A 22,149-nucleotide genomic window follows, 5' to 3' on the forward strand; every position below is an offset into this window, starting at 1 on the left:
AGGCGTCGGCCGCGCGCCGGGCGCGCAGCCGGACCGGGGTCCGCGGGAGGACCGCCACCGCGCCCCGGCGCGGGCCGGCTCGGATGAGCCGGACGGTCAGGGCACGCCGCGCTCCGGCGTCGGGGCCGGTCCGCGAGGCGGTCACGAAACCATAACGGCCGATCGCGGCGCCTCCAAGCCCCTGCCCGCGTGGTGTGCACGACCGGCCGGGCGCGCTGCCTGCGCAGCGCACCGCGCGACCCCTCGTGTGTGACCAAGGTCTCGGGTCCCCGCCGTGCGACCGGCGCCGACCACCGGTAACGAGGCCCCGGGAAAGCCGTCAGCGGATGCGCCCCCGCTGCATCGCGTCCCGGACCTCGCCGACGAGCTCCTCGAGGATGTCCTCGAGGAACACGACGCCCACCGTGCGCCCGCCGTCGGTGACGCGGGCCAGGTGCGTCCCGGAGCGCTGCATGGCGGCCAGCGCCTCCTCCACCTCGTCGCCGGGGCGGACCTCGGCCAGGGCGCGCCGGCGCCACGGCGGCACGGGCAGGTGCCGCGTGCCCTCCACCGCGTACAGGACGTCCTTGACGTGCAGGTAGCCGACCGGCGAGCCGTCCGGCCCGGCGACGGTGAACCGCGAGTACCCGGTCCGGGCGACGAGGTGCTCCAGGTCGTCCGGCGTGCCCGCCGCCGGCAGGCTGACGAGCTGCTCCACGGGGACCATGACGTCGGCGGCCGTCCGCTCGGAGAACTCGAGGGCGCCGGCGAGCAGCCCCTGGGAGTCCTCCAGCAGCCCCTCGGCCTGCGACCGCTCGACGATCGACTGGACCTCCTCCGCGGTGTAGGCGGAGGCGACCTCGTCCTTGGGCTCGACCCGCACGAGGCGCAGGGCGTGGTTGGCGAGCCAGTTCAGCGCGGCGATGACGGGCCGCACGACCCGCGCGATCCACACGAGCGGCGGGCCGAAGACGAGCACGGCCCGGTCCGGCCCGGCGACGGCGAGGTTCTTGGGGACCATCTCCCCCAGCACGACGTGCAGGTAGACGACGACGACCAGCGCGATGACGAAGGCGATCGGGTGCGCGAGCGCCGTGCTGACGCCCACGGCGTGCAGCGGCGTCTCGATGAAGTGGGCGATCGCGGGCTCGGCGACGACGCCGAGGCTCGTCGAGCAGACCGTGATGCCCAGCTGCGCGCAGGCGAGCATGAGGGAGACGTGCTCCATGGCCCACAGCACCGTGGTCGCGCGTCGGTTCCCGGCCTCGGCCAGCGGCTCCAGGGCGCTGCGGCGCGCGGAGATGATGCTGAACTCCGCGGCGACGAAGAACGCGTTGCCCGCCAGCAGCAGCACGGCGAGGAGGAGGGCGACGCCGGTGCTCATGCGGCCCCCGTCCGGACCTCGCGACCGCGGCCCGCGGGCTCCGGCGCCTCGGCCGGCGCGACCGGCACGGCCCGGACCTGCTCGACCCGCCGCCCGTCCATCTCCTCGACGGTCAGCCGGACGGTGCCGACCTCGACGACGTCGCCGGCGACGGGGATCCGCCCGAGCGCGGCCATGACGAGCCCGCCGAGCGTCTCGTAGGGGCCCTCCTCCGGCACGCGGAGCTCCGTGAGCTCGGTCAGCTCGTCCGGCCGCGTGGTGCCCGGCAGCAGCCACGAGCCGTCCGAGCCGCGCAGCACGGCGGCCTGGCGCGGGTCGTGCTCGTCGGCCACCTCCCCCACGAGCTCCTCGACCACGTCCTCCAGCGTCACGAGCCCCGCGGTGCCGCCGTACTCGTCGACGACGACCGCCATCTGCAGGCCGTGGTCGCGCAGCTCGACGAGGAGCGGCCCCAGGCGCACCGTCTCCGGCACCCGGGGCGCCTCGACCATGAGCGCGGCAGCCGGCACGTCCGCGCGGCGGTCGTGCGGGACGGCGATCGCGCGGCGCAGGTGCACCAGCCCGACGACGTCGTCCGCGCTGTCCCCGATCACCGGGAAGCGGGAGTGCCCCGACCGCTGCGCGAGGCGCATGACGGCCGTGGCGGAGTCCTCGCGCCGGACCGTCACCATCCGCAGCCGGTCGGTCATGACGTCGACGGCCGTGAGGTCCTCGAAGTCGATGGAGTTCGTCAGCAGCGTGGCCGTCGACTCGTCGAGGGTGCCCTCCTGGGCCGAGCGGCGCACGAGCGCGGCGAGCTCCTGCGCCGACCGTCCGCCGGACAGCTCCTCGCGCGGCTCGACGCCGAAGCGCCGCAGGATCGTCTCGGCCGTCCCGTTGAGCGCGGCGATGACGGGCCGCAGCGCGGTGGTGAACCCGGCCTGCGCGGGCACGACCGCCTTCGCGGTGCCCAGCGGCCGCGCGATGGCGAAGTTCTTGGGGACGAGCTCCCCGATCAGCATGGAGAAGCCGTTCACGAGGACGACGGTCAGCACGCCGGCGACGACGCCGCCGACGGCCGGGCCGAGCGCGGACCCCTCGAGCGGCAGGCCGAGCAGCCGCGCGACGGCGGGCTGCGTCGTGTAGCCCAGCAGGACGGTCGTCATCGTGATGCCGACCTGCGCGCCGGACAGCTCCGTGGACAGGCGGCGCAGCGAGCGGACCACCCGGGCGGCGCGGCGGTCGTCGGGCCCGGCCTGCTTCTCGACGAGGTCCGCGTCGAGCGTGACCAGCGAGAACTCGGCGGCGACGAAGACCGCGGTGCCGACCGTCAGCACGATGCCGAGGAGCACCAGCCCCCAGTCGCCTAGCACGGGTGCACCGACGCGGTCGGGTGCCCGGCGGCCGCGGCGCGACGGGCGCGCGGGGCGGGGGCAGCGGTGGAGGTCGGCAGGTGGCTGCCGAGGTGCAGGGGGCCGGCGCAGGTGCGGCCGGGTCGCACGGACCCGGGGGCAGGCCGGCTCGGACTTGAGCCGCTCATGGTGGCGACGATGATACGGACGCGCGCCCCGGCGTGCGCGGGGTCCTGTGCCACGCTGGCCCCATGTCGACGACGGCGCGCACGACCCCCCTCGGCAGCACCCCTGGCAGCACACCCGGCAGCACACCCGGCAGCACCCCCGGCGGCGCTCCGGGCACCAACCACGGCACCGCGCCCACGGTGCTCGTCGTGGAGGACGAGCCCGCCATCGCGCAGGCGGTCGCGCGCCGCCTGGCCGCCGAGGGGTGGCGCGTGGACACCGTCGGTGACGGGCCGGCCGCCGTCGAGGCGGCGGCGCGGCTGCGGCCGGACGCCGTCGTGCTCGACGTCATGCTGCCCGGCATCGACGGCCTCGAGGTGTGCCGCCGGATCCAGGCGGACCAGCCCGTGCCGGTGCTCATGCTCACCGCGCGCGACGACGAGACGGACATGCTCGTCGGGCTCGGCGTCGGCGCGGACGACTACATGACCAAGCCGTTCTCCATGCGCGAGCTCGTGGCGCGCCTCAAGGCCCTCGTCCGGCGGTCGGAGCGGGCGCGCCAGGCGGCCGCGCAGGCGGTGGCCCGGGCCCCGGAGGCGCCCCTCGTCGTCGGGGACGTCACCGTCGACCGCGCCCAGCGCCGCGTGGTGCGCGGCGGGGCCGAGGTGCACCTGACCCCGACCGAGTTCGACCTGCTCGTCGCCCTCGCGTCCACGCCGCGCACGGTCCTCACCCGCGAGCGCCTGCTGGCCGAGGTGTGGGACTGGGTCGACGCGAGCGGCACCCGCACCGTCGACTCCCACGTCAAGGCGCTGCGGCGCAAGCTCGGCGCGGACCTCGTCCGGACGGTCCACGGCGTCGGCTACGCCTTCGAACCGGCGGCGGCGCCGTCGTGAGCGTGCCGCGGCACGGCCGGGAGGTCCGCGGCGGCCGACGCGTGCCCGGGTCGGCCGGCGGCGTGCGCGACCCGCGCCGCGACGTCCGGCCGCTGGACCGCCTGCGGTCCCTGAAGATGAAGCTGGGCGTGCTGGTCGCCGCCACCGTGACGCTGGCGGCCTTCCTCACCTGGGCCGGGCTCTACCAGCACCTCGGCCCCACGCGCACGCTGCCGGTCGCGATCGTCGTGTCCCTGGTCGTGACCCAGGTGCTCGCGCGGGGGATGACGTCCCCGCTGCGGGAGATGACGGCCGCGGCCCGCGCGATGGCCGCCGGGGACTACTCCCGCCGCGTGCGGGCGACGAGCCGCGACGAGGTCGGTCAGCTCGCGGCGGCCTTCAACACGATGGCCGAGGACCTCCAGCAGGCGGACCTGCAGCGGCGCGAGCTCGTCGCCAACGTCTCCCACGAGCTGCGCACCCCGGTCACGGCGCTGCGCGCGCAGCTGGAGAACCTCGTCGACGGCGTCGAGGACCCCGATCCCGCGACGCTGGCCACCGCGCTCGCGCAGACCGAGCGGCTGGGACACCTCGTCGCGACGCTGCTGGACCTGTCCCGCCTGGAGGCGGGGGCGGTCGGGCTGCAGGTGGCCGAGGTCCCGCTCGCCCGGCTGCTCGCCGACGCCGCCGACGAGGGCGCGCTCGTCGCCCCGGCCAAGCACCTCACCTTCCCCGTCCGGGTCGAGCCGGCGGACCTCACCGTGCCGGCCGACGCGGCACGGTTGCAGCAGGTGCTGGCCAACCTCGTGCAGAACGCCGTGCGGCACTCCCCCTCGGGCGTCCCCGTCGACCTCGTGGCGCGGCGGCAGGGTGCGGAGGTGCTCCTCGAGGTCACCGACCGGGGCCCGGGCATCGCACCCGACCAGCGCCAGCGGGTGTTCGAGCGGTTCGTGCGCGGCAACACGCCGGCCGTGACGGGCCAGCACTCGACGGGCGGCACCGGGCTGGGCCTGGCGATCGTGCGGTGGGCGGTCGAGCTGCACGGGGGACGGATCGAGGTGGCCGACACGCCGAGCGGGTGCACGATGCGCGTGCACCTGCCCACGCGGCGGGCCACGACGACCAGCACGGTCGCGACGGGTGACCGCGGAGGCGACGCTGAGCCGGCGGCCGCCCCGCGTGCGCAGACGCGCGCTTGACCCCGCGGACCGGCTGGCGGGACCCGCTTGCCCCGCTGCTGCCGCCCCTCTGACCTCCGCTTGGGATGCCGGGTGAAGACCCCGTGCGGGACCCGCCCGGCGGCGCGCCCGCGGACGCGCAGGGGCCTCCGGGGCACGTAGTGTTGGCGTCGAGAGATCCGGCCGACGACGACGGAGCCGGACGCAGGCGGAAGTGGGCGAGCCCAGCGTGACGCAGAAGGCCGAGTCAACACCGAACCGCGCCGACTTCGGCGCCAACGAGTGGCTCGTGGACGAGCTGTACGAGCAGTACAAGCGCGACCGCAGCGCGGTCGACCCCGCGTGGTGGGAGTTCTTCGAGGGGTACGAGCCGGGCTCCGGGACCGCGGGCGAGACCGGCGGCTCCCCCGCCCCTGCTCCGGCCGCAGCACCGGCAGCAGCATCCGCGTCGACGGCCGGGTCCGTGACGTCCGCGCCGACGACGTCCGCACCGGCGGCCGCCTCGCCGGCGGCTGCCTCGTCGCCCGCCGCCGCGCCCGCGCCGGAGCGCCGCCCGCGCTCCGTCGAGGACGGCGCGCCGATGCCGGTTCCGACCGCCACCGCGGCCAAGCGCCCGGTGACGCCGGCCGAGCCGAGCGCCCGCAACCCCGCGCTGCCCGAGAAGGTCACGGAGAAGGTCACGGAGAAGGTCACGGAGAAGGTCACCGCGAAGGTCACGGCGAAGGACGCGGCCGCGGTCGCCGCCGGCGCGCCGGTGCCGCACCGGCCCGACGTGGAGTCCCCCTCCCCCGTCGCGACCGCGCAGCCCGCGACGGCGCCCTACGCCGACGTCGCCCGCACCACGAAGCCCGGCACCGACGGGCCGGCGACGGACGACGTGCAGAAGCTCCGCGGCCCCGCCGCGCGCGTGGTGACCAACATGGAGTCCTCGCTCGAGGTCCCCACGGCGACGTCCGTCCGCGCGGTCCCGGCCAAGCTCATGGTCGACAACCGCATCGTCATCAACAACCACCTCGCCCGCGGCCGCGGCGGCAAGGTGTCGTTCACGCACCTCATCGGCTTCGCGCTGGTCGAGGCGCTGGGCGAGATGCCGGCGATGAACGCCGCGTACACGCTCGTCGACGGCAAGCCCGGCGTCCTGACGCCGGCGCACGTCAATCTCGGCCTCGCGATCGACCTGGCCAAGCCCGACGGCACGCGCCAGCTCCTCGTGCCGAGCATCAAGAAGGCCGAGACGCTCGACTTCGCCCAGTTCTGGGCCGCGTACGAGGACGTCGTGCGCCGGGCCCGCGGCAACAAGCTCGGGGTCGAGGACTTCCAGGGCACGACGATCTCGCTGACGAACCCGGGCACCATCGGCACGGTCCACTCCGTGCCGCGCCTCATGCAGGGCCAGGGGACGATCATCGGCGTCGGCGCCATGGACTACCCCGCGGAGTTCGCCGGGACGAGCGAGGACCGCCTGTCGCAGATGGGCGTCTCGAAGGTCCTCACCGTCACGTCGACCTACGACCACCGCATCATCCAGGGCGCCCAGTCCGGTGACTTCCTGCGCATCCTCGGCCGCAAGCTGCTGGGCGAGGACGGGTTCTACGACCGGGTCTTCGCCAGCCTGCGCGTGCCCTACGAGCCCGTGCGCTGGGTCCGCGACACCCCCACGGACCCGGACGCCGAGGCGGTCAAGCCGGCGCGCATCGCCGAGCTCATCCACGCCTACCGCTCGCGCGGGCACCTCATGGCCGAGACCGACCCGCTGGCCTACCGCCAGCGCCGGCACCCGGACCTGGACATCCAGAGCCACGGCCTGACGCTGTGGGACCTCGACCGCACGTTCCCCACCGGGGGCTTCACGGGCAAGCCGCGCGCCACGCTGCGCCAGGTGCTCGCGCTGCTGCGCGACTCCTACTGCCGCACCGTCGGCATCGAGTACATGCACCTGCAGGACCCGCGGCAGCGCCGCTGGCTCCAGGAGCGGCTCGAGTCCGGCTACGCCCGCACCCCGCGCGAGGACCAGCTGCGCATCCTGCGGCGCCTCAACGCCGCGGAGGCCTTCGAGACGTTCCTCCAGACGAAGTACGTCGGGCAGAAGCGGTTCTCCCTCGAGGGCGGCGAGTCGGTCATCCCGCTGCTCGACGCCGTGCTGTCCCGCGCGGCGGACAACGGGCTCGACGAGGTGGCCATCGGCATGGCCCACCGCGGCCGGCTCAACGTCCTGGCGAACATCGCCGGCAAGTCCTACGCGCAGATCTTCAGCGAGTTCGAGGGCAACCAGGACCCGCGCACCGTCCAGGGCTCCGGCGACGTGAAGTACCACCTGGGCACCGAGGGCGTCTTCACGGCCGAGTCCGGCGCGACCACGGCCGTGTACCTGGCCGCCAACCCCTCGCACCTCGAGGCGGTCGACCCGGTGCTCGAGGGGATCGTCCGCGCCAAGCAGGACAAGATCGACCTCGGCGGGGACGGCTACTCCGTGCTCCCCCTGCTCATCCACGGCGACGCGGCCTTCGCGGGCCAGGGCGTGGTCTGGGAGACGCTGAACCTGGCGCAGCTGCGCGGGTACCGCACCGGCGGCACCGTGCACGTCATCATCAACAACCAGGTCGGCTTCACCACGGGCCCGTCCTCGTCGCGCTCCGGGCAGTACGCCACGGACATGGCCAAGGGCCTGCAGATCCCGATCTTCCACGTGAACGCCGACGACCCCGAGGCGTGCGTCCGCGTGGCCGAGCTCGCCTTCGAGTACCGCGAGCAGTTCGACCGCGACGTCATCATCGACATGGTCTGCTACCGGCGCCGGGGCCACAACGAGGGCGACGACCCCTCGATGACCCAGCCGCTCATGTACAACCTCATCGAGGCCAAGCGGTCCGTGCGCAAGCTGTACACGGAGGCCCTCGTCGCCCGCGGCGACATCACGATGGAGGAGGCCGAGCACGCGCTGCGCGACTACCAGCAGCAGCTCGAGCGGGTCTTCACCGAGACGCGCGAGGACGGGTGGACACCCGCTGCGGCGGCCGACGGCGACGACCGCGTCGCCGGCCTGGAGCGCCCCGAGTCCCAGCGCGAGGACGCGGGCGTCATGGTCGGCTGGCAGACCGCCGTGCCGAAGGCCGTGCTCGAGCGCATCGGCGCCGCGCACGTGCGCCCGCCGGAGGGCTTCACCGTCCACCCCAAGCTCGCGCAGCTGCTGACGAAGCGCGAGCAGATGTCCCGCGACGGCGGCATCGACTGGGGCTACGGCGAGCTGCTGTCGTTCGGGTCGCTGCTCCTCGAGGGCACCCCCGTGCGGCTGGCCGGGCAGGACTCCCGCCGCGGCACCTTCACGCAGCGCCACGCGGTCTTCCACGACCGCGAGACCGGTGCGGAGTGGACGCCCCTGCTGTACCTCAGCAAGGACCAGGCGAAGTTCTTCGTCTACGACTCCTCCCTGTCGGAGTACGCGGCCCTCGGCTTCGAGTACGGCTACTCCGTGGAGCGGCCCGAGGCGCTGGTCCTGTGGGAGGCGCAGTTCGGCGACTTCGTCAACGGCGCGCAGACGATCATCGACGAGTTCATCTCGGCCTCCGAGCAGAAGTGGGCGCAGCGGTCCTCCGTGGTCCTGCTCCTGCCGCACGGCTACGAGGGCCAGGGGCCGGACCACTCCTCGGCGCGCATCGAGCGCTTCCTGACGATGGCCGCGCAGGAGAACATGGTCCTGGCCCAGCCCTCGACGCCCGCGTCGCACTTCCACCTGCTGCGTCGCCAGGCCTACGCCCGGCCGCGACGGCCGCTCGTCGTCTTCACCCCGAAGTCCATGCTGCGCCTGCGGGCCGCCGCCTCGTCGGTCGAGGACTTCACGCACGGCACCTTCCGGCCGGTCATCGGCGACGACGTCGCCGCCGCCCGCGCGCAGGGCGTGGACCGCGTCCTGCTCTGCTCGGGCAAGGTGTACTGGGACCTCGTCGCGCACCGCGAGAAGACGGGCGACGAGCGCACCGCCATCGTCCGGTTCGAGCAGCTCTACCCGCTCGACGCGGACGGGGCCCGGCGGGCGCTAGCGCCGTTCGACGGCGCCGAGCTCGTGTGGGTCCAGGACGAGCCGCGCAACCAGGGCCCGTGGGGCTACGTCTCCATGCACCTGCCGCAGCTCGTCGAGCGCACGGTCCGCGTGGTGTCGCGGGACGAGTCGGCGTCGCCGTCGACCGGCTCCGCCAAGAAGCACCACGCCGAGCAGGAGCAGCTCGTCACGACGGCCTTCGCCCGCTGACGCGGCGCGGTGCCGGGCCCGCGCGCCCGCGCCCTGGGACACTGACCCGGGCGTGGGCGCCGGCCCGGCACCACCGCCACGCCACCGAGCACCAGGAGGACGACCGTGGGTGACAGGCCGCTGCGCATCGTGGTGGTGGGCGACGAGCTGGCCGCCGGCGTGGGCGACCCGCGGGCGCTGGGCTGGGTCGGCCGGGTGGCCGCCCGGACGCTCACGCCGGAGCCGCTGACGCTGCTCACGCTGGCCGTCCCCGGGGAGACGACCTCCGCGCTCGGTGCGCGCTGGGAGGAGGAGGTCGCCCGCCGCACGAGCCCGGAGGCCGACACGCGCCTCGTCGTCGGCCTCGGTCGCGCCGACCTCGGTGCGGGGCTGTCGTTGGCGCGCAGCCGGCTCAACCTCGCCAACGTGCTCGACGTCGCCGAGCAGCGCGGGCTGGAGACCTTCGTCGTCGGGCCGCCGCCCGGGCCCGTGCACGAGGGCCCGCGGGTGCAGGAGCTGTCCGCCGCGTTCGCGGACGTCGCGACACGGCGGCGGGTGCCGTACGTCGACACCTACGGCCCCCTGGCGGCGCACGAGCAGTGGCTGGCGGACATGGCCGCCGGGCACGGCGTCCCCGGGCAGGCGGGGTACGGGCTCATGGCCTGGCTCGTGCTGCACACGGGCTGGCACGCCTGGCTGGGCGTGCCCGACGACACCGCCTGACCGACGCGAGGGCCGGCCCGCGCGAGCCGTCAGGCGACGAGGCCCCGCGCCCGCAGCTCGAGCGTCAGGTCCTGGGGCCGGCTCGCCGCGGCCACCGCCTCTTGGGGCGTCACGGCCCCGTCGGCGACCAGCGTCAGCAGGTGCTGGTCGAAGCTCTGCATGCCGTAGAACCCGCCCTCCCGCACGAGGTCCGCCAGCGGCGGCGCCGTCGCGGGCGCGACGATGGCCTCCGCGACGCGGCCCGTGCCGACGAGCACCTCCACGGCGCCCTGCCGGCCCCGCCCGTCGGCGCGCGGCAGCAGCCGCTGCGACACCACCCCGCGCAGCGACTGCGCGAGGGCCATGCGGACCTGCGCGTGCTCGTGCGGCGGGAAGAAGTCGACGATGCGGTTGACCGACTCGGCGGCGTCGACGGTGTGCAGCGTGGACAGCACGAGGTGCCCCGTCTCGGCCGCCTGCAGCGCGGCCCGCACCGTCTCCACGTCCCGCATCTCGCCGATGAGGATGACGTCCGGGTCCTGGCGCATCGCCGCGCGCAGCGCGACCGCGAAGCCCGCGGTGTCCTGCCGCACCTCGCGCTGCGAGACGATGGCCTTCTTGTCCGGGTGCAGGACCTCGATCGGGTCCTCGACCGTGACGATGTTGACCTCGCGCTCGGAGTTGACCAGGTCGACCATCGCCGCGAGCGTCGTCGTCTTGCCCGACCCGGTGGGGCCGGTGACCAGGACGAGCCCGCGGGGCTCCAGGGCGAGGCGCGCGAGGACGGGCGGCAGACCCAGCTCCTCGAGCGAGGGCACCCCGATGGCGACGCGCCGGAAGACGAGGCCGAAGGTGCCGCGGGCCTGGTACGCGTTCACCCGGAACCGCCCGACGCCGGGCAGCGAGTAGGCGAAGTCGGCCTCGTGCGTGGTGCGGAAGGTGGTGACGAGCTCGTCGGGCAGCACCTCCTCGAGGAAGCGCGCCGTGTCGCCGGGGCGCAGCTCCGGGGCGTCGAGGCGGCGCAGCCGCCCGTCCACCCGGATGCAGGGGCTGGAGCCGACCTTGCAGTGCAGGTCCGAGCCGCCCGTGCCGACGAGCGCGTGCAGGAGCGGCTCCACGGACGTGACGGCGGGCGTCACGAGGGCGGGGACGGTCACGGTCCGGCTGATCGGGCCGCGGGGCCGGGCCCTGAGGGGTCGGCGGGAGCCGTCACCCGGCCGGGCGGACGGACCGACGGGCACCGGTGGTGTGGGACCATGACGGGGACACCCGACCGACGCCACGAGGAGGAGCCATGAGCAAGCGAGGCCGCAAGCGCCGCGCCCGCAAGGGCAACGCCGCCAACCACGGCAACCGTCCGAACGCCTGAGCGCCGGCACCACGAGTGCCGCAGGACGACGGAGGCCCGGGTGCTCGCACACCCGGGCCTCCGTGCATCCTGCCGGCCCTGCGGCGGGGCGGGACGGCTCAGGAAGTCGTCGTGCCCGCCGCCACCCGCAGCGCCGTGATCTGCTCGATCACGCGCAGCCGCAGCTCCGCCGGCGCCTGCTCCCGGCACCCGCGCCGGACGACGACCTTGATCGTGAGGTCGAGGTCCCGCTCGCTGATGCACGGGGAGCAACCGTCGAGGTGGGCGCGGATCCGCGCCGTCTCCTCCGTGCCGAGCTCGTCGTCGAGGTACTCCCAGAGGCGGTCTACCGCCTCCTGGCAGTCGCACCCCGCCGCCGCGGCCTCCACGACGTCGCCGCCGCCCGTCGTCCCCGTCCCGCTCATCGTCCGGCCTCCCCCGCCGACGCACCCGTCAGCCCGCGCTCGCGCGCGTAGTCCCGCAGCTGGTCGCGCAGCTGTGCGCGGCCCCGGTGGAGCCGCGACATCACGGTCCCGATCGGCGTCCCCATGATCTCCGCGATCTCCTTGTAGGCGAAGCCCTCGACGTCCGCGAGGTACACCGCCATGCGGAAGTCCTCCGGGATCCGCTGGAGGGCGTCCTTCACGTCGGAGTCCGCCAGCCGGTCGAGCGCCTCGGTCTCCGCGGACCGCAGGCCCGTGGAGGTGTGCGACTCGGCGCGGGCGAGCTGCCAGTCCTCGATCTCCTCCGACCGGCTCTGCTGCGGCTCGCGCTGCTTCTTGCGGTAGGAGTTGATGTAGGTGTTCGTGAGGATGCGGTACAGCCACGCCTTGAGGTTGGTCCCCGGGCGGTACTGGTGGAAGGCGGCGAACGCCTTCGTGAACGTCTCCTGCACCAGGTCCTCGGCGTCCGCGGCGTTGCGCGTCATGCGCAGGGCCGCGCCGTAGAGCTGGTCGAGGTACTGCAGGGCGTCCTGCTCGAACCGGTCCGTGCGCGCCGCGACGTCCTCCGTCGCGGGGGCGCGGTTGGTGTCCTCGTCGTCCACGGGCTCGACGGCGAGGGCCTCGTCGACGCCCGCGCCGGAGGTCGCGGCGGTCGTCGTGGCGGCGTCGGGCGTCGGGGTGCTCTCCTGGCTCATCGCGACCGAGCGTAGTGCGCGGTCCCAGGCAGCACCCGTCGCACCGGGGGCGGTGAGGGCGGTGGACGCGACCGGGGACGCCGCACCCGCCGTCGGGAGGAGGCCGTACCCGGCGCGCAGGTCGACGAGCACGCGGGCCGCCGGGACGGGGGTGCCGAGGGCACCGAACGGCGTCGCGGCCCCCGGCGGGGCGAGGGTCGTGGAGTCGATGACCATGCCCTGCCGAACGCCCGCACCGGCGCACCCATTCCCGACGCCCGCCGTTCGACGGGCCGCGCCCTGCCCCGCGCACTACTGTCGGTGGCGTGCTGCTGCGACGCCTCCTCCGTCCCGTGTTCGCCACGTGGTTCGTCGCGCAGGGGGTGGACGTCGTCCGCCGCCCCGCGAGCCACGCCGACGACGTCCGCCGTGCCGTGACCCGGTTCGGCCACCTCCTGCCCGAGGGCGCGGTGCGCGACGCCGTGCAGGGCCGCAGCGCGACCGAGCTGCAGACGCTCGCGCGCGTCCACGGCGGTGCCATGGCGGCCGCGGGCGGCCTGCTCGCGCTGGGCCGTGCGCCGCGCACGTCGGCCGTCGTGCTGGCGCTGCTGACCGCGCCGATCGTCGTCGCCGACCTGCCAGACAAGGCCGCCGACCGCGCGGAGCCGACGAGGGCCCGCGCGCGCCGCGAGCGCATGGTCACGGCGCTGTCCATGACGGCCGGCGCGCTGCTCGTCGCGGTCGACCGCGAGGGCCGGCCGAGCCTCGCGTGGCGCGTCGAGCACGCGCGGGCGACGAAGGAGCTGCTCGCCTCGCAGAAGCGCGCGACCGCCGGGGCGAAGGCCGCGGGCACGGTCGCCAGGGCCGCCGGTGCCGCGACCGCGTCGCAGGCGGCGACGAGCGTCCGTGCCGCGCGCAAGAACGCCCGCACGACGGCCCGTGCCGCCGTCGCGGAGGCCAAGGGCTCCGCAAAGGCCGCCCGCCGCGCGACGAAGGTCGCCGCGGCGCAGGCGAAGGCGTCGACGAAGGCCGCCCGCGCGGCGGCCGAGGTCGCCGCCAAGCAGGCGAAGGCCCAGGCCGCGGTCCAGGCGAAGGCCGCCCGCGCCGCGGCGAAGAAGGCCGGCCGCACCTCCGACCGCCGGGCGACGAAGGCGGCCGCGAAGGCGGCGAAGGCCGCCCGCCACCAGGCCACCCATGCGGCCGACGAGGTGCGCGAGGCCGTCGCCGCCTGACGCCCCGCGCGCGCTGCGACGCGCACGACCCGACCGGCCCGGTACGCCCTCGCGTGCCGGGCCGTCGCGTGCCGGGCCGTCGCGTGCCGGGCCGTCGCGTGCCGGGCCGTCGCGTGCCGTGTCACCGCCTCTCGGTAGCCTGCCGCTCATGACCGCCACTCCCCCGGCCGCGCCCGCGGCGACCGTCGTCCCCGACTGGGACGCGCCGACCGCCCCCGGGCCGCTCGCCGCGCAGGTGGAGGTCCCCGGCTCGAAGTCGCTGACGAACCGCTACCTCGTGCTCGCCGCCCTCGCCGACCGGCCGAGCCGGCTGCGCGGCGCCCTCCGGTCGCGCGACACCGACCTCATGGCGGCCGCCCTGCGCGCCCTCGGCACGGGGGTCGACGTCGGCACCGACGGCACGTGGACCGTCACCCCACCCGCCGACGGCTTCCGCGGCGGGGTGTCGGTCGACTGCGGGCTCGCCGGGACGGTCATGCGGTTCCTGCCGGCGGTGGCGGCCCTGGCCGACGGGCCGGTCCGCTTCGACGGCGATCCCCAGGCGCGGCTGCGGCCGATGGGCCCCGTGCTCGCGGCGCTGCGGGCCACCGGCGTGCGCGTCGACGAGCACGGCGAGCCGGGGCGGCTGCCCTTCACGGTGCACGGCCGGGGGCCGGGGTTCGCCGGCGGGAACGTGGACGTCGACGCCTCCGCGTCGAGCCAGTTCGTCTCGGGGCTGCTGCTCGCGGCCCCGCGCTTCACGGGCGGCCTCACGCTGCGGCACACCGGCCCCACGCTGCCGAGCCTGCCGCACATCGAGATGACCGTGGCGGTCCTGCGGGACACCGGCGTGGCCGTCGACGACTCGCGGCCGGCGATCTGGGTGGTGTCGCCCGGCCCGGTCACGGGCGGCGTCGTCCGCGTCGAGCCCGACCTGTCGAACGCGGCGCCCTTCCTGTGCGCGGCCCTCGTCGCCGGCGGGAGCGTCGCCGTGCCCGGCTGGCCGGCCACGACGACCCAGCCCGGCGCGCTGCTGCCGGGCATCCTCGAGCGGATGGGCGGCCGCACCGTGCTCGACGCGGGGGTGCTCACCGTGACCGGCACGGGGGCCGTGCACGGCGTGGACCTCGACCTGTCGGCGGCCGGTGAGCTGGCGCCGACGATCGCGGCCCTCGCGGTGCTCGCGGACTCCCCGACGCGGCTGCGGGGCATCGCGCACCTGCGGGGCCACGAGACGGACCGGCTCACCGCGCTGGCGGCCGAGCTGACCCGCGTCGGGGGCCGTGCCGAGCAGACCGCGGACGGGCTGGTCATCACGCCGCGGGCGCTGCACGGGGCCCGCTGGCGCACGTACGCGGACCACCGGATGGCCACCGGGGGCGCGCTCGTGGGGCTGCGGGTGCCCGGGGTGCAGGTGGAGGACGTCGCCACGACCGCCAAGACCCTGCCCGGCTTCGTCGATCTGTGGACCGGGATGCTCGCCGGCCGGACGGCCTGAGGAGCGCGCGTGGCGGGACGGCGCACGTACGACGAGCGGGACGTCCGCGTCCGGCCGGGCCGCGGCAGCCGGCCGCGCACGAAGCAGCGCCCGGAGCACGCCGACGCGGACCGGGCGCTCGTCGTCGCGGTGGACCGGGGCCGGTACGGCGTGCTCGTCGACCCCGACGGGGCGGACGAGCGGCGCGCGACCGCCATGAAGGCGCGCGAGCTGGGCCGCGAGCGCGTGGTGCCCGGCGACCTCGTCGACGTCGTCGGGGACACCAGCGGGGCCGAGGGGTCCCTGTCGCGCATCGTGCGGATCACGCAGCGCCGCACGGTGCTGCGCCGGACGCCCGACGACGCCGACCCCGTCGAGCGCGTCATCGTCGCCAACGCCGACCGGCTCGTCGTCGTCACCGCCATGGCCGACCCCGAGCCCCGCACCCGCATGATCGACCGCTGCGTCGTCGCCGCCTACGACGCCGGGATGGACGTGCTGCTCGCCCTCACCAAGGGCGACCTCGCCGACCCCGAGCCGCTCGTCGCGCTCTACCGGCCCGTCGGCGTGGAGGTGGTCGTCACCCGGCGCGAGGTGGACGCCGACGGGACCCGGCGGATCGTCGGGCTCGACGCGCTGCGTGCCGCGCTGGCCGGGCGCACGTCGGTGCTCGTCGGGCACTCGGGGGTGGGCAAGTCGACGCTGGTCAACGCGCTGGTCCCGGACGCGCTGCGCGCGGTCGGGGCGGTCAACGACGTGACCGGGCGGGGGCGGCACACGTCGACCTCGGCCGTCGCGCTGCGGGTGCCGGACGCGGGTGCGCCGACCTGGGTCATCGACACCCCCGGTGTGCGCTCGTTCGGCCTGGCGCACGTCGAGCCCGGGCACCTGCTCGGCGCCTTCGCGGACCTCGCCGCGGTGGCCGAGGCCTGTCCGCGGGGCTGCACGCATGCCGCGGACGCGCCGGACTGCGCGCTCGACGAGTGGGTCGCCGCCGCGACGGGCGACGAGCGCGAGGCCCGGGCCGCGCGCGTCGGGTCCTTCCGCCGCCTGCTGGCCAGCCGGCTGGGCACGACGGACGCCGACGCCGATCCGACGCCGGCGGCCCCGACGACGGCCGACGACGGGCCGGACGCCCGCGGCCCGGCGGGCGCGGACGGCTAGGGTCGCCGCCATGAGCCTGCACTCCGGGTACGAGGACGACCTGCGCCTGGCGCACGTCATGGCCGACCAGGTCGACGCCCTGACGACGTCGCGCTTCCGCGCCCAGGACCTCGCCGTGGAGACGAAGCCCGACCTCACCCCGGTGACGGACGCGGACCGCGCCGCCGAGGAGCTCATCCGGGGGCAGCTCGCGCGCGCCCGTTCGCGGGACGCGGTCGTCGGCGAGGAGCTGGGCGAGAGCGGGCAGGGCCCGCGGCGGTGGGTGGTCGACCCTATCGACGGGACGAAGAACTTCGTGCGCGGGGTGCCGGTGTGGGCCACCCTCATCGCGCTGCTCGACGGCGAGCGGGCGGTCGTCGGGCTGGTGAGCGCGCCCGCGCTCGGGCGGCGCTGGTGGGCGGCGGAGGGGACGGGCGCCTGGACCGGGCGCTCGCTGGCCGCCGCGCGCCGGCTGCGGGTGTCCGCCGTGGGCGGGCTCGCCGACGCGTCCTTCTCCTACTCCAGCCTGTCCGGGTGGGAGGAGCAGGGGCGGCTGGACGGCTTCCTCGAGCTGACCCGGCGCGTGTGGCGGACCCGGGCGTACGGGGACTTCTGGAGCCACGTCCTGGTGGCGGAGGGGGCCGTCGACCTCGCCGCCGAGCCCGAGCTGGCGCTGCACGACATGGCGGCGCTCGTGCCCATCGTCACGGAGGCGGGCGGCACCTTCACCTCGCTCGACGGGGTGCCCGGGCCCTTCGGGGGGTCGGCGCTCGTGTCGAACGGGCCGCTGCACGCGGCCGCCGCCGAGCTGCTCGCGCCCGTGCGGCGCGCGCCGGGGCCCGCCCGGCACCTGTAGGACGCGCGGCGACCCGCAGCGACGCGAGGGGGTGCACCCACGGGACCCTCGCCGGGTGCCGGCGTCGGATGCTGTCGCCGGGTGCCGGCGCCGGTGCGGCCTCAGCGCGGGATGTCGGCGACCTCGCTCGCGTCGTACCAGAGCAGGTCGCGCTCGCCGAGCCGCTCGTCGGCCGCGCTGTCGCCCGCGAGCGCCGCGGTGACGTCCGGCGCCGCGGCCGGCTCGTCGACGTGCACGCACACGACCGCGTCCCACGGCAGCGGGGAGCGCAGCGCGACCGCGCTCGGCGGCGCGTCGGGGTCGGGGCGCAGGTCGACGTCGGCGTCGGGCACGTCCGCGGACACGACGAGCCGCAGGCGTGGTGCCGCGCCGTCCGCCGCGAGGCGCACGAGGGCGTCGTCGGCCGCGGCGAGCTGTGCCGAGAACTCCCAGCCCTCCTCGTCCTCGTCGGGCAGCGCGGCGCGCAGCTCCGGGGTCACGGCGTGCGCGCGGCGCGGCGTGAGGGGACCGCGGCCGGGGCCGGTCTCGTCGAGGGTGGCGGGGACGTAGAGGCGCACGCCGTCAGTCTGCCGCAGCGGCGCGGCGGCGGCCGGGACGGACGAGCGCCCGGCCGCGCCGGGCCGCCCCCGCCGCCTCGCGCCGGCGCCCCCCGTGCGTCCCGCCCCGTCCGCCGTCGACGCCGGGCAGGACCCCGGCTGCCGCACCCGCGGAGGGTGCGGGCGTCGCAGGGACGGGGGCGACGAGGCCCGCGAGCCCGACGAGCGCGCGCCGCGCCGGAGAGGCGGGCGCGACCTCCCGCAGCAGCCGTCCGGCCAGGAGCGCCGCGTCGAGGGCGGGGCGGTCCTCGGGGACGAGGACGGCGTCCTGGACGCCGGCGTAGCGCTCCAGCGCCTCGCGCAGCGCACGCTCGCCGCCAGGCCCGGCGGTGGACGACCGGACGCGGTTGAGGACGACGACGAGGCGCGCGCCGGCGGCGGCCGGGCGGCGCGCGAGCTCGTCGAGCCCGCGGACGAGCCGCTGCAGCCCGACCGGGTCGGCGGACCCGACGGCGACCACCGTGTCGGCGGCGTCGAGCGCACCCGTGGTGGCGGCGTTCCGGCGCGGCGCCCGCGTGTCGTAGGAGAGCAGCTCGTCCTCCTCGAGGCAAAACCCCGTGTCGACGACCGTGACCGCAGCGAGGTCGCGCGCCCGGTCCCACACGACGTCCAGCGCCGCCGGACCGAGCTCCGGCCAGCGGTCGGCGCGCGCGAGGCCGGACAGCACGCGCAGCCCGGGCGCCAGCAGCGGGCTGTGCCGGGCGAGGGTCGGCAGGTCGAGCCCGCCCTGCGCCGCGGCACGGGCGGCGGCGGCCAGTCCCGGGGCCTCGTCGAGCATGCCGACCGTCGCGGCCACCGACCCGCCGTAGGTGTCGGCGTCGGCGAGCAGGGTGCGGTGACCGAGCGCCGCGAGCTCGGCGGCGAGCGTCACGGCGACGGTGGTGCGGCCGGGCGCACCCGTCGGGCCCCAGACGGCGACGAGCTGTCCCCGCGCCGGCGGGGGCTCCGTGGGCGCCGCCGGTCGCGAGCCCGAGGAGGCCGGTTCCGCACGGCGCGGCGGGACGGGCGGCGGCGACCACGGGGCGGGCGAGCCGGTTCCCGCCTGCCGGGTGTGCCCGCCGGTGGTCCCCGCCGGGTCCGTCGCCTCGCGCCGGGCGAGTGCCGCGAGCACCTCGCGCACGACGGCGTCCGCGGCGGCGTCGTCGCCGGGTGCCAGGACCAGGGCGTCCACGCCCCACGCCCGCAGCCGGTCGGCCTCACGCTCGTCGCTCGGGGCCGCGACCCCGACGAGGAGCGCGCCCGACCCGCGCAGGGCGGCGAGGGCGTCGTGGTCGAGGTGCGCGAGCGCGCCCGACAGGAGCGCGACCGACCCGAGCCCCGCCTCCGCGGCGGCGAGGAGCTCGGCGAGGTCGGCGCAACGGCGGACGACGTCGAGCCGCGGCGAGCGGCCGGCGGCCGCGACGAGGAGGGCCTCGGCCACCCCCGGCAGCGCGGTGAGCACGGGGACCGTCACGGCGAGGCCGCCCCGTCCGCCGTGGTGGCGCCGGTGGCCGTGGTGGCGACGGCGTCCCCGGTCCCGCCGGGGACGAGCACCACGTCGACGGTCGAGCCGTCCGCCAGGGCCGCGAGGACGGCGGGCAGGTCGGCGGTCGGCACGAGCACGTGCACGACCGTGCCCGTGGCGGCCGCGAGGGCGCCGGAGCCGCGCGTGACCTCCGCGACGGTCAGGCCGGTGGCCAGGGCGACCGGCCTCGCCCGCCCACCGTCGCCGCCCGTCGTGCCCATGCCCGTGCCCATGCCCGTGCCCGCGCCGCCGACGACCGGCACCGGGGGTGTGGCCCAGAGGTCCACGGTCGAGCCGACGACGAGGTCCGCGGACGGCGCGGTCGTCGTGGGGACCGCGACGGGGCGCACGTCGAGCACGGCGCCGGGGACGACGGCCGCCGCGGGCACGAGCTCCCCCTCCCCGACGACGCGCACGACCACGGCGTCCTGCGGCAGGCCCGTCGCGGCCGGGACGTACCGCGCGGCGTCGACGAGGCGCACCTCCTCGACGGCGAGGTCGGCCGCGGCCACCACGTCGCCCGGGACCAGGGTCCCGCGGGCCACGAGCACGGGGACGGTCGCCTGCGCCGCGCGCACGACCCAGGACCCCAGCAGCACCGAGCCGGCGACGAGCGCGATCCCCACCAGCAGCCGGGGGTCGCGCCACCCGGGCCGGCGGAGCCGCACGGCGACCGGGGCCGGCAGGGCGCCCGACGGCGTGCCGGGACGTCCGTCCGGACGCAGGTCCGTGCGCTCGAGGGTGGTGGCCATGACGCTCCGGGGGTCTCGGTCCGGCGCCCGTCCGACGGATGGCGGGACGGGCGGCGGGGGCGGGGGTCGGGACGCGCAGGTCGCGTCGCGGTGCGATCCGGGCACATCGTGCCGATCCCGGCGCCTCCGCGGGGACGCCCTGTGGACGACGTCGCCCGATTGCCACGCCGTGTCACACTGCGGGGCATGGCCCCGAGGTTCCTCACGCTCGCCGACGTCACGGAGATCCTCAACATCTCCGCGCCGCAGGCGTACGCGCTGGTCCGCTCCGGCGAGCTGCGGGCCCTGCAGATCGGCGGGCGCGGCCAGTGGCGCGTCGAGGCCACGGAGCTCGAGGCCTACATCCAGCGCATGTACGAGCAGACGAGCCGGCGCATCGCCGAGGGTGAGACCACGGAGGTCCCGACCGCTCAGGAGGTCTGACCCAGCGGAGGTCCGACCGATCAGGGGTCTGACCGATCAGGGGGTCTGACCGCCCACCGGCGACCGCGTCGGCGCACCACGCCCTACGGCAGCTCCTCGACGGCGGCCACGGCCGCCGTCGACACGGTCACCGGACCCCGCCGCCCGCCCGCCGCCTCGTCGGGCAGCAGGTCCACGTGGTCGGCGTAGACCGCGTCCAGCCGGCCGACGACGCCGTCCGCGTCGTCCGCGTCGTCGCGCAGCAGCACCCGCACCCGCACGCGGTCGCGTGCCAGCCCCCGCAGCGCGGCCGTCAGGCCGAGCCGACCCTCGACCCGTCCGGGTGGCGCGCCGGCCGCCCGCCCCAGTCCGCGCACGGTGCGCACGGCGGCGAGCACGACGAGCACCCGGCGGTGCTCCGAGGGCGCCAGCAGGAGCCACTCGGAGGCGGCGCCGAGGACGGCGCCCGCCCACGTCCGTGACCCTGCGGTCACGACGAGCGGCGCCCCCCGCGACGCGCGGAGGCGGTCCGCGAGCAGCACCGACGCCCGCTCGGCACGGACGAGGTCGGGGACCGCGACGAGCGCCTCGGCCCTCTCCTCGGCGGCGGCCTGCGCCTCCAGGTCCGCGAAGAGCGCCTCCCACCGCATGCCGTCCACCGTACGGGCGAAATGCGCCCTGCGAGACGGCTGCGGCTGGACCGCGGGCATCGTGGGGCGGTAGACATCGCGCACTGAGAAACAGCAAACAGCATCAAACAACAACGAACGAGACCGGAGCGCATCGTGGTCGTCCCTCACGCCCGTCCGCGGACGAGCACCCTCGTCTGCCGGATGGCGGGCCTGCTGGTCGGTGGAGCCCTCGTCGGAGCGCTCGGTGCGGCCGCTGCCGGCCGTGCCGCCGGGCTGGCACCGACCGTGCTCGTCGGCGGGCCGGCGCTCGCGGTGGACGACGTGGTCGAGCTGCTCGTCCTGGCCGTCGGCGCGGTGGCGGCCGCGTGGCTCGCCGTCTCCACGCTGGTCGCGGCCGCCTGCCTGGTGGTGCGCGTGGCGGGCGGGGCCTGGCGCGGCGGTGAGCGCGCCGTGCAGCGGTGGGCACCGACGGTCGTCCGACGCACGCTCGTGGTCACGGTCGGTCTCGGCCTCGGGCTCGGTGGCGCACCGGCCGCTCTCGGCGCCGGTCCCGTCACCCCGCCCGACGAGCTGGGGTGGGCCGTGAGCGGCCCGCCGAGCGCGACCTCGTCGCCGACCGCCGTCGCGCCGCCGACGCCGACATCGACCACCACCGCGGGCGCGACGACGGCACCCCGGCCGGAGCGCACCGCGTCGCCCCGGCCGACGCCCTCCTCCCCCGCCACCAGGTCCCCGGCACCGACGTCGACCGCCACCGCCGCACCGGCACCGGTACCGCCGGCGGCGTCGACCGGCACGTCGACCGGCACGTCGACCGGCACGTCGACGCCGACCGCGTCCCCCGCACCGGCGGCTCCGCCGTCCGCCACATCGGTCCCGCCGGCCGCACCGCCCGGGACCGCCGCCACGGCGGGACGCGCGACGACGGGAGGACCTCTCCCGAGCACGAGCACCGGCACCAGCACGAGCACCGGCACCAGCACGAGCACCGGCACCGGCCACGGCACCAGCACCGTCGTGGTCCGCGTGGGGGACTCCCTGTGGTCGCTCACCGACGCGCTGCTGGGTGAGGACGCGCCGGGCAGCGCGGTCGCCGCCGCCTGGCCGGCCCTCTACGCGGCCAACCGGGACGTCGTCGGGCCGGACCCGGACGTCCTGCTGCCGGGTCAGGTGCTGCGCATCCCGGCCAACCTCCCCCTTCACGGCTGAGCCAGCCGTACGCCGCCACCGCAGGACGACCAGCGACGCCGCACCACCACGTCGGACCCA

General features: G+C 76.7%; 20 protein-coding genes. 11 read left to right on the top strand and 9 right to left on the bottom strand.

Annotated features, from left to right (window positions below; translation table 11 throughout):
- Positions 1 to 319: 319 nt before the first annotated feature.
- Complete coding sequence (locus AC2TDM_RS12425; protein ID WP_090029774.1) at positions 320 to 1,363, bottom strand: hemolysin family protein; 1,044 nt, start codon at positions 1,361 to 1,363, stop codon at positions 320 to 322.
- On the bottom strand, positions 1,360 to 2,715 hold the full coding sequence (locus AC2TDM_RS12430) for a hemolysin family protein (protein ID WP_484634804.1): 1,356 nt from the start codon (positions 2,713 to 2,715) through the stop codon (positions 1,360 to 1,362). The genes AC2TDM_RS12425 and AC2TDM_RS12430 overlap by 4 nt, the downstream gene beginning before the upstream one ends.
- A 230-nt stretch (positions 2,716 to 2,945) precedes the next feature.
- Between AC2TDM_RS12430 and AC2TDM_RS12435 the strand changes: the two genes are divergently transcribed.
- The 4 genes from AC2TDM_RS12435 to AC2TDM_RS12450 all read left to right on the top strand — a co-directional run bounded on the left by AC2TDM_RS12435 (position 2,946) and on the right by AC2TDM_RS12450 (position 9,863).
- Positions 2,946 to 3,758, top strand: coding sequence for a response regulator transcription factor (locus tag AC2TDM_RS12435; protein ID WP_090029771.1), 813 nt, complete (start codon positions 2,946 to 2,948; stop codon positions 3,756 to 3,758).
- A complete protein-coding gene (locus tag AC2TDM_RS12440) occupies positions 3,755 to 4,936 on the top strand; it encodes a sensor histidine kinase (RefSeq protein WP_484634805.1) in 1,182 nt (393 codons plus the stop codon). Before AC2TDM_RS12435 ends, AC2TDM_RS12440 begins: the two co-directional genes overlap by 4 nt.
- 268 nt (positions 4,937 to 5,204) lie before the next feature.
- A complete protein-coding gene (locus tag AC2TDM_RS12445; RefSeq protein WP_484636455.1) occupies positions 5,205 to 9,161 on the top strand; it encodes a multifunctional oxoglutarate decarboxylase/oxoglutarate dehydrogenase thiamine pyrophosphate-binding subunit/dihydrolipoyllysine-residue succinyltransferase subunit in 3,957 nt (1,318 codons plus the stop codon).
- 105 nt (positions 9,162 to 9,266) lie between these two features.
- Positions 9,267 to 9,863, top strand: a complete 597-nt coding sequence (locus tag AC2TDM_RS12450) for a GDSL-type esterase/lipase family protein (protein ID WP_090029770.1) — start codon at positions 9,267 to 9,269, stop codon at positions 9,861 to 9,863.
- A 29-nt stretch (positions 9,864 to 9,892) separates the two neighbouring features.
- Here the strand turns inward: AC2TDM_RS12450 and AC2TDM_RS12455 are convergent, their stop codons facing one another.
- Positions 9,893 to 10,999, bottom strand: coding sequence for a type IV pilus twitching motility protein PilT (locus AC2TDM_RS12455; RefSeq protein ID WP_239078692.1), 1,107 nt, complete (start codon positions 10,997 to 10,999; stop codon positions 9,893 to 9,895).
- Positions 11,000 to 11,136: 137 nt separating this feature from the next.
- Between AC2TDM_RS12455 and AC2TDM_RS12460 the strand changes: the two genes are divergently transcribed.
- Positions 11,137 to 11,211, top strand: coding sequence for a 50S ribosomal protein bL37 (locus AC2TDM_RS12460; RefSeq protein ID WP_372456374.1), 75 nt, complete (start codon positions 11,137 to 11,139; stop codon positions 11,209 to 11,211).
- Positions 11,212 to 11,309: 98 nt separating this feature from the next.
- On the opposite strand, the gene rsrA is transcribed toward AC2TDM_RS12460, so the two are convergent.
- Both rsrA and AC2TDM_RS12470 read right to left on the bottom strand, forming a co-directional pair.
- Positions 11,310 to 11,615 carry a mycothiol system anti-sigma-R factor gene (rsrA, locus tag AC2TDM_RS12465; protein WP_484634806.1) on the bottom strand — a complete coding sequence of 102 codons (306 nt, stop codon included), beginning with the start codon at positions 11,613 to 11,615 and terminating at the stop codon, positions 11,310 to 11,312.
- The gene (locus AC2TDM_RS12470) at positions 11,612 to 12,328 is read right to left on the bottom strand and encodes a sigma-70 family RNA polymerase sigma factor (protein WP_090030369.1); all 717 of its coding nucleotides are present in this window, start codon (positions 12,326 to 12,328) and stop codon (positions 11,612 to 11,614) included. Before AC2TDM_RS12470 ends, rsrA begins: the two co-directional genes overlap by 4 nt.
- Positions 12,329 to 12,633: 305 nt before the next feature.
- Between AC2TDM_RS12470 and AC2TDM_RS12475 the strand changes: the two genes are divergently transcribed.
- The 4 genes from AC2TDM_RS12475 to hisN all read left to right on the top strand — a co-directional run bounded on the left by AC2TDM_RS12475 (position 12,634) and on the right by hisN (position 16,994).
- Complete coding sequence (locus AC2TDM_RS12475; RefSeq protein ID WP_484634807.1) at positions 12,634 to 13,539, top strand: hypothetical protein; 906 nt, start codon at positions 12,634 to 12,636, stop codon at positions 13,537 to 13,539.
- Between the two features lie 148 nt (positions 13,540 to 13,687).
- Entirely contained in the window at positions 13,688 to 15,016 is a 1,329-nt protein-coding gene (gene aroA / locus AC2TDM_RS12480) for a 3-phosphoshikimate 1-carboxyvinyltransferase (protein WP_484634808.1), read from the top strand.
- A gap of 9 nt (positions 15,017 to 15,025) precedes the next feature.
- Positions 15,026 to 16,159, top strand: a complete 1,134-nt coding sequence (gene rsgA / locus AC2TDM_RS12485; RefSeq protein WP_484634809.1) for a ribosome small subunit-dependent GTPase A — start codon at positions 15,026 to 15,028, stop codon at positions 16,157 to 16,159.
- A 10-nt stretch (positions 16,160 to 16,169) separates the two neighbouring features.
- Positions 16,170 to 16,994 carry a histidinol-phosphatase gene (gene hisN, locus AC2TDM_RS12490; protein ID WP_484634811.1) on the top strand — a complete coding sequence of 275 codons (825 nt, stop codon included), beginning with the start codon at positions 16,170 to 16,172 and terminating at the stop codon, positions 16,992 to 16,994.
- Between the two features lie 101 nt (positions 16,995 to 17,095).
- On the opposite strand, the gene AC2TDM_RS12495 is transcribed toward hisN, so the two are convergent.
- The 3 genes from AC2TDM_RS12495 to AC2TDM_RS12505 are packed head-to-tail and all read right to left on the bottom strand — an operon-like array spanning position 17,096 to position 19,846.
- A complete protein-coding gene (locus AC2TDM_RS12495; RefSeq protein ID WP_484634813.1) occupies positions 17,096 to 17,551 on the bottom strand; it encodes a DUF6912 family protein in 456 nt (151 codons plus the stop codon).
- 4 nt (positions 17,552 to 17,555) lie between these two features.
- Entirely contained in the window at positions 17,556 to 19,043 is a 1,488-nt protein-coding gene (locus tag AC2TDM_RS12500; RefSeq protein ID WP_484634814.1) for a CpaE/TadZ family protein, read from the bottom strand.
- Positions 19,040 to 19,846, bottom strand: coding sequence for a hypothetical protein (locus AC2TDM_RS12505; protein ID WP_484634815.1), 807 nt, complete (start codon positions 19,844 to 19,846; stop codon positions 19,040 to 19,042). Before AC2TDM_RS12505 ends, AC2TDM_RS12500 begins: the two co-directional genes overlap by 4 nt.
- A gap of 186 nt (positions 19,847 to 20,032) precedes the next feature.
- Between AC2TDM_RS12505 and AC2TDM_RS12510 the strand changes: the two genes are divergently transcribed.
- Positions 20,033 to 20,269, top strand: a complete 237-nt coding sequence (locus AC2TDM_RS12510; RefSeq protein ID WP_090029759.1) for a helix-turn-helix domain-containing protein — start codon at positions 20,033 to 20,035, stop codon at positions 20,267 to 20,269.
- A gap of 83 nt (positions 20,270 to 20,352) precedes the next feature.
- Here AC2TDM_RS12510 and AC2TDM_RS12515 read toward each other — a convergent pair whose 3' ends face one another.
- The gene (locus tag AC2TDM_RS12515) at positions 20,353 to 20,898 is read right to left on the bottom strand and encodes a hypothetical protein (RefSeq protein ID WP_484634816.1); all 546 of its coding nucleotides are present in this window, start codon (positions 20,896 to 20,898) and stop codon (positions 20,353 to 20,355) included.
- A gap of 135 nt (positions 20,899 to 21,033) precedes the next feature.
- Between AC2TDM_RS12515 and AC2TDM_RS12520 the strand changes: the two genes are divergently transcribed.
- Positions 21,034 to 22,089 carry a LysM peptidoglycan-binding domain-containing protein gene (locus AC2TDM_RS12520; protein ID WP_175499157.1) on the top strand — a complete coding sequence of 352 codons (1,056 nt, stop codon included), beginning with the start codon at positions 21,034 to 21,036 and terminating at the stop codon, positions 22,087 to 22,089.
- The last annotated feature ends 60 nt before the right edge of the window (positions 22,090 to 22,149 follow it).

The sequence above is a fragment of the Cellulomonas sp. plas2 genome (assembly GCF_057221735.1).

Coding starts and splice junctions, on each gene's coding strand:
- AC2TDM_RS12425 (WP_090029774.1), bottom strand. CDS start 1,363: ATGAGCACCGGCGTCGCCCTCCTCCTCGCCGTGCTGCTGCTGGCGGGC.
- AC2TDM_RS12435 (WP_090029771.1), top strand. CDS start 2,946: ATGTCGACGACGGCGCGCACGACCCCCCTCGGCAGCACCCCTGGCAGC.
- rsrA (WP_484634806.1), bottom strand. CDS start 11,615: ATGAGCGGGACGGGGACGACGGGCGGCGGCGACGTCGTGGAGGCCGCG.
- AC2TDM_RS12470 (WP_090030369.1), bottom strand. CDS start 12,328: ATGAGCCAGGAGAGCACCCCGACGCCCGACGCCGCCACGACGACCGCC.
- aroA (WP_484634808.1), top strand. CDS start 13,688: ATGACCGCCACTCCCCCGGCCGCGCCCGCGGCGACCGTCGTCCCCGAC.
- hisN (WP_484634811.1), top strand. CDS start 16,170: ATGAGCCTGCACTCCGGGTACGAGGACGACCTGCGCCTGGCGCACGTC.
- AC2TDM_RS12505 (WP_484634815.1), bottom strand. CDS start 19,846: ATGGCCACCACCCTCGAGCGCACGGACCTGCGTCCGGACGGACGTCCC.
- AC2TDM_RS12510 (WP_090029759.1), top strand. CDS start 20,033: ATGGCCCCGAGGTTCCTCACGCTCGCCGACGTCACGGAGATCCTCAAC.
- AC2TDM_RS12515 (WP_484634816.1), bottom strand. CDS start 20,898: ATGCGGTGGGAGGCGCTCTTCGCGGACCTGGAGGCGCAGGCCGCCGCC.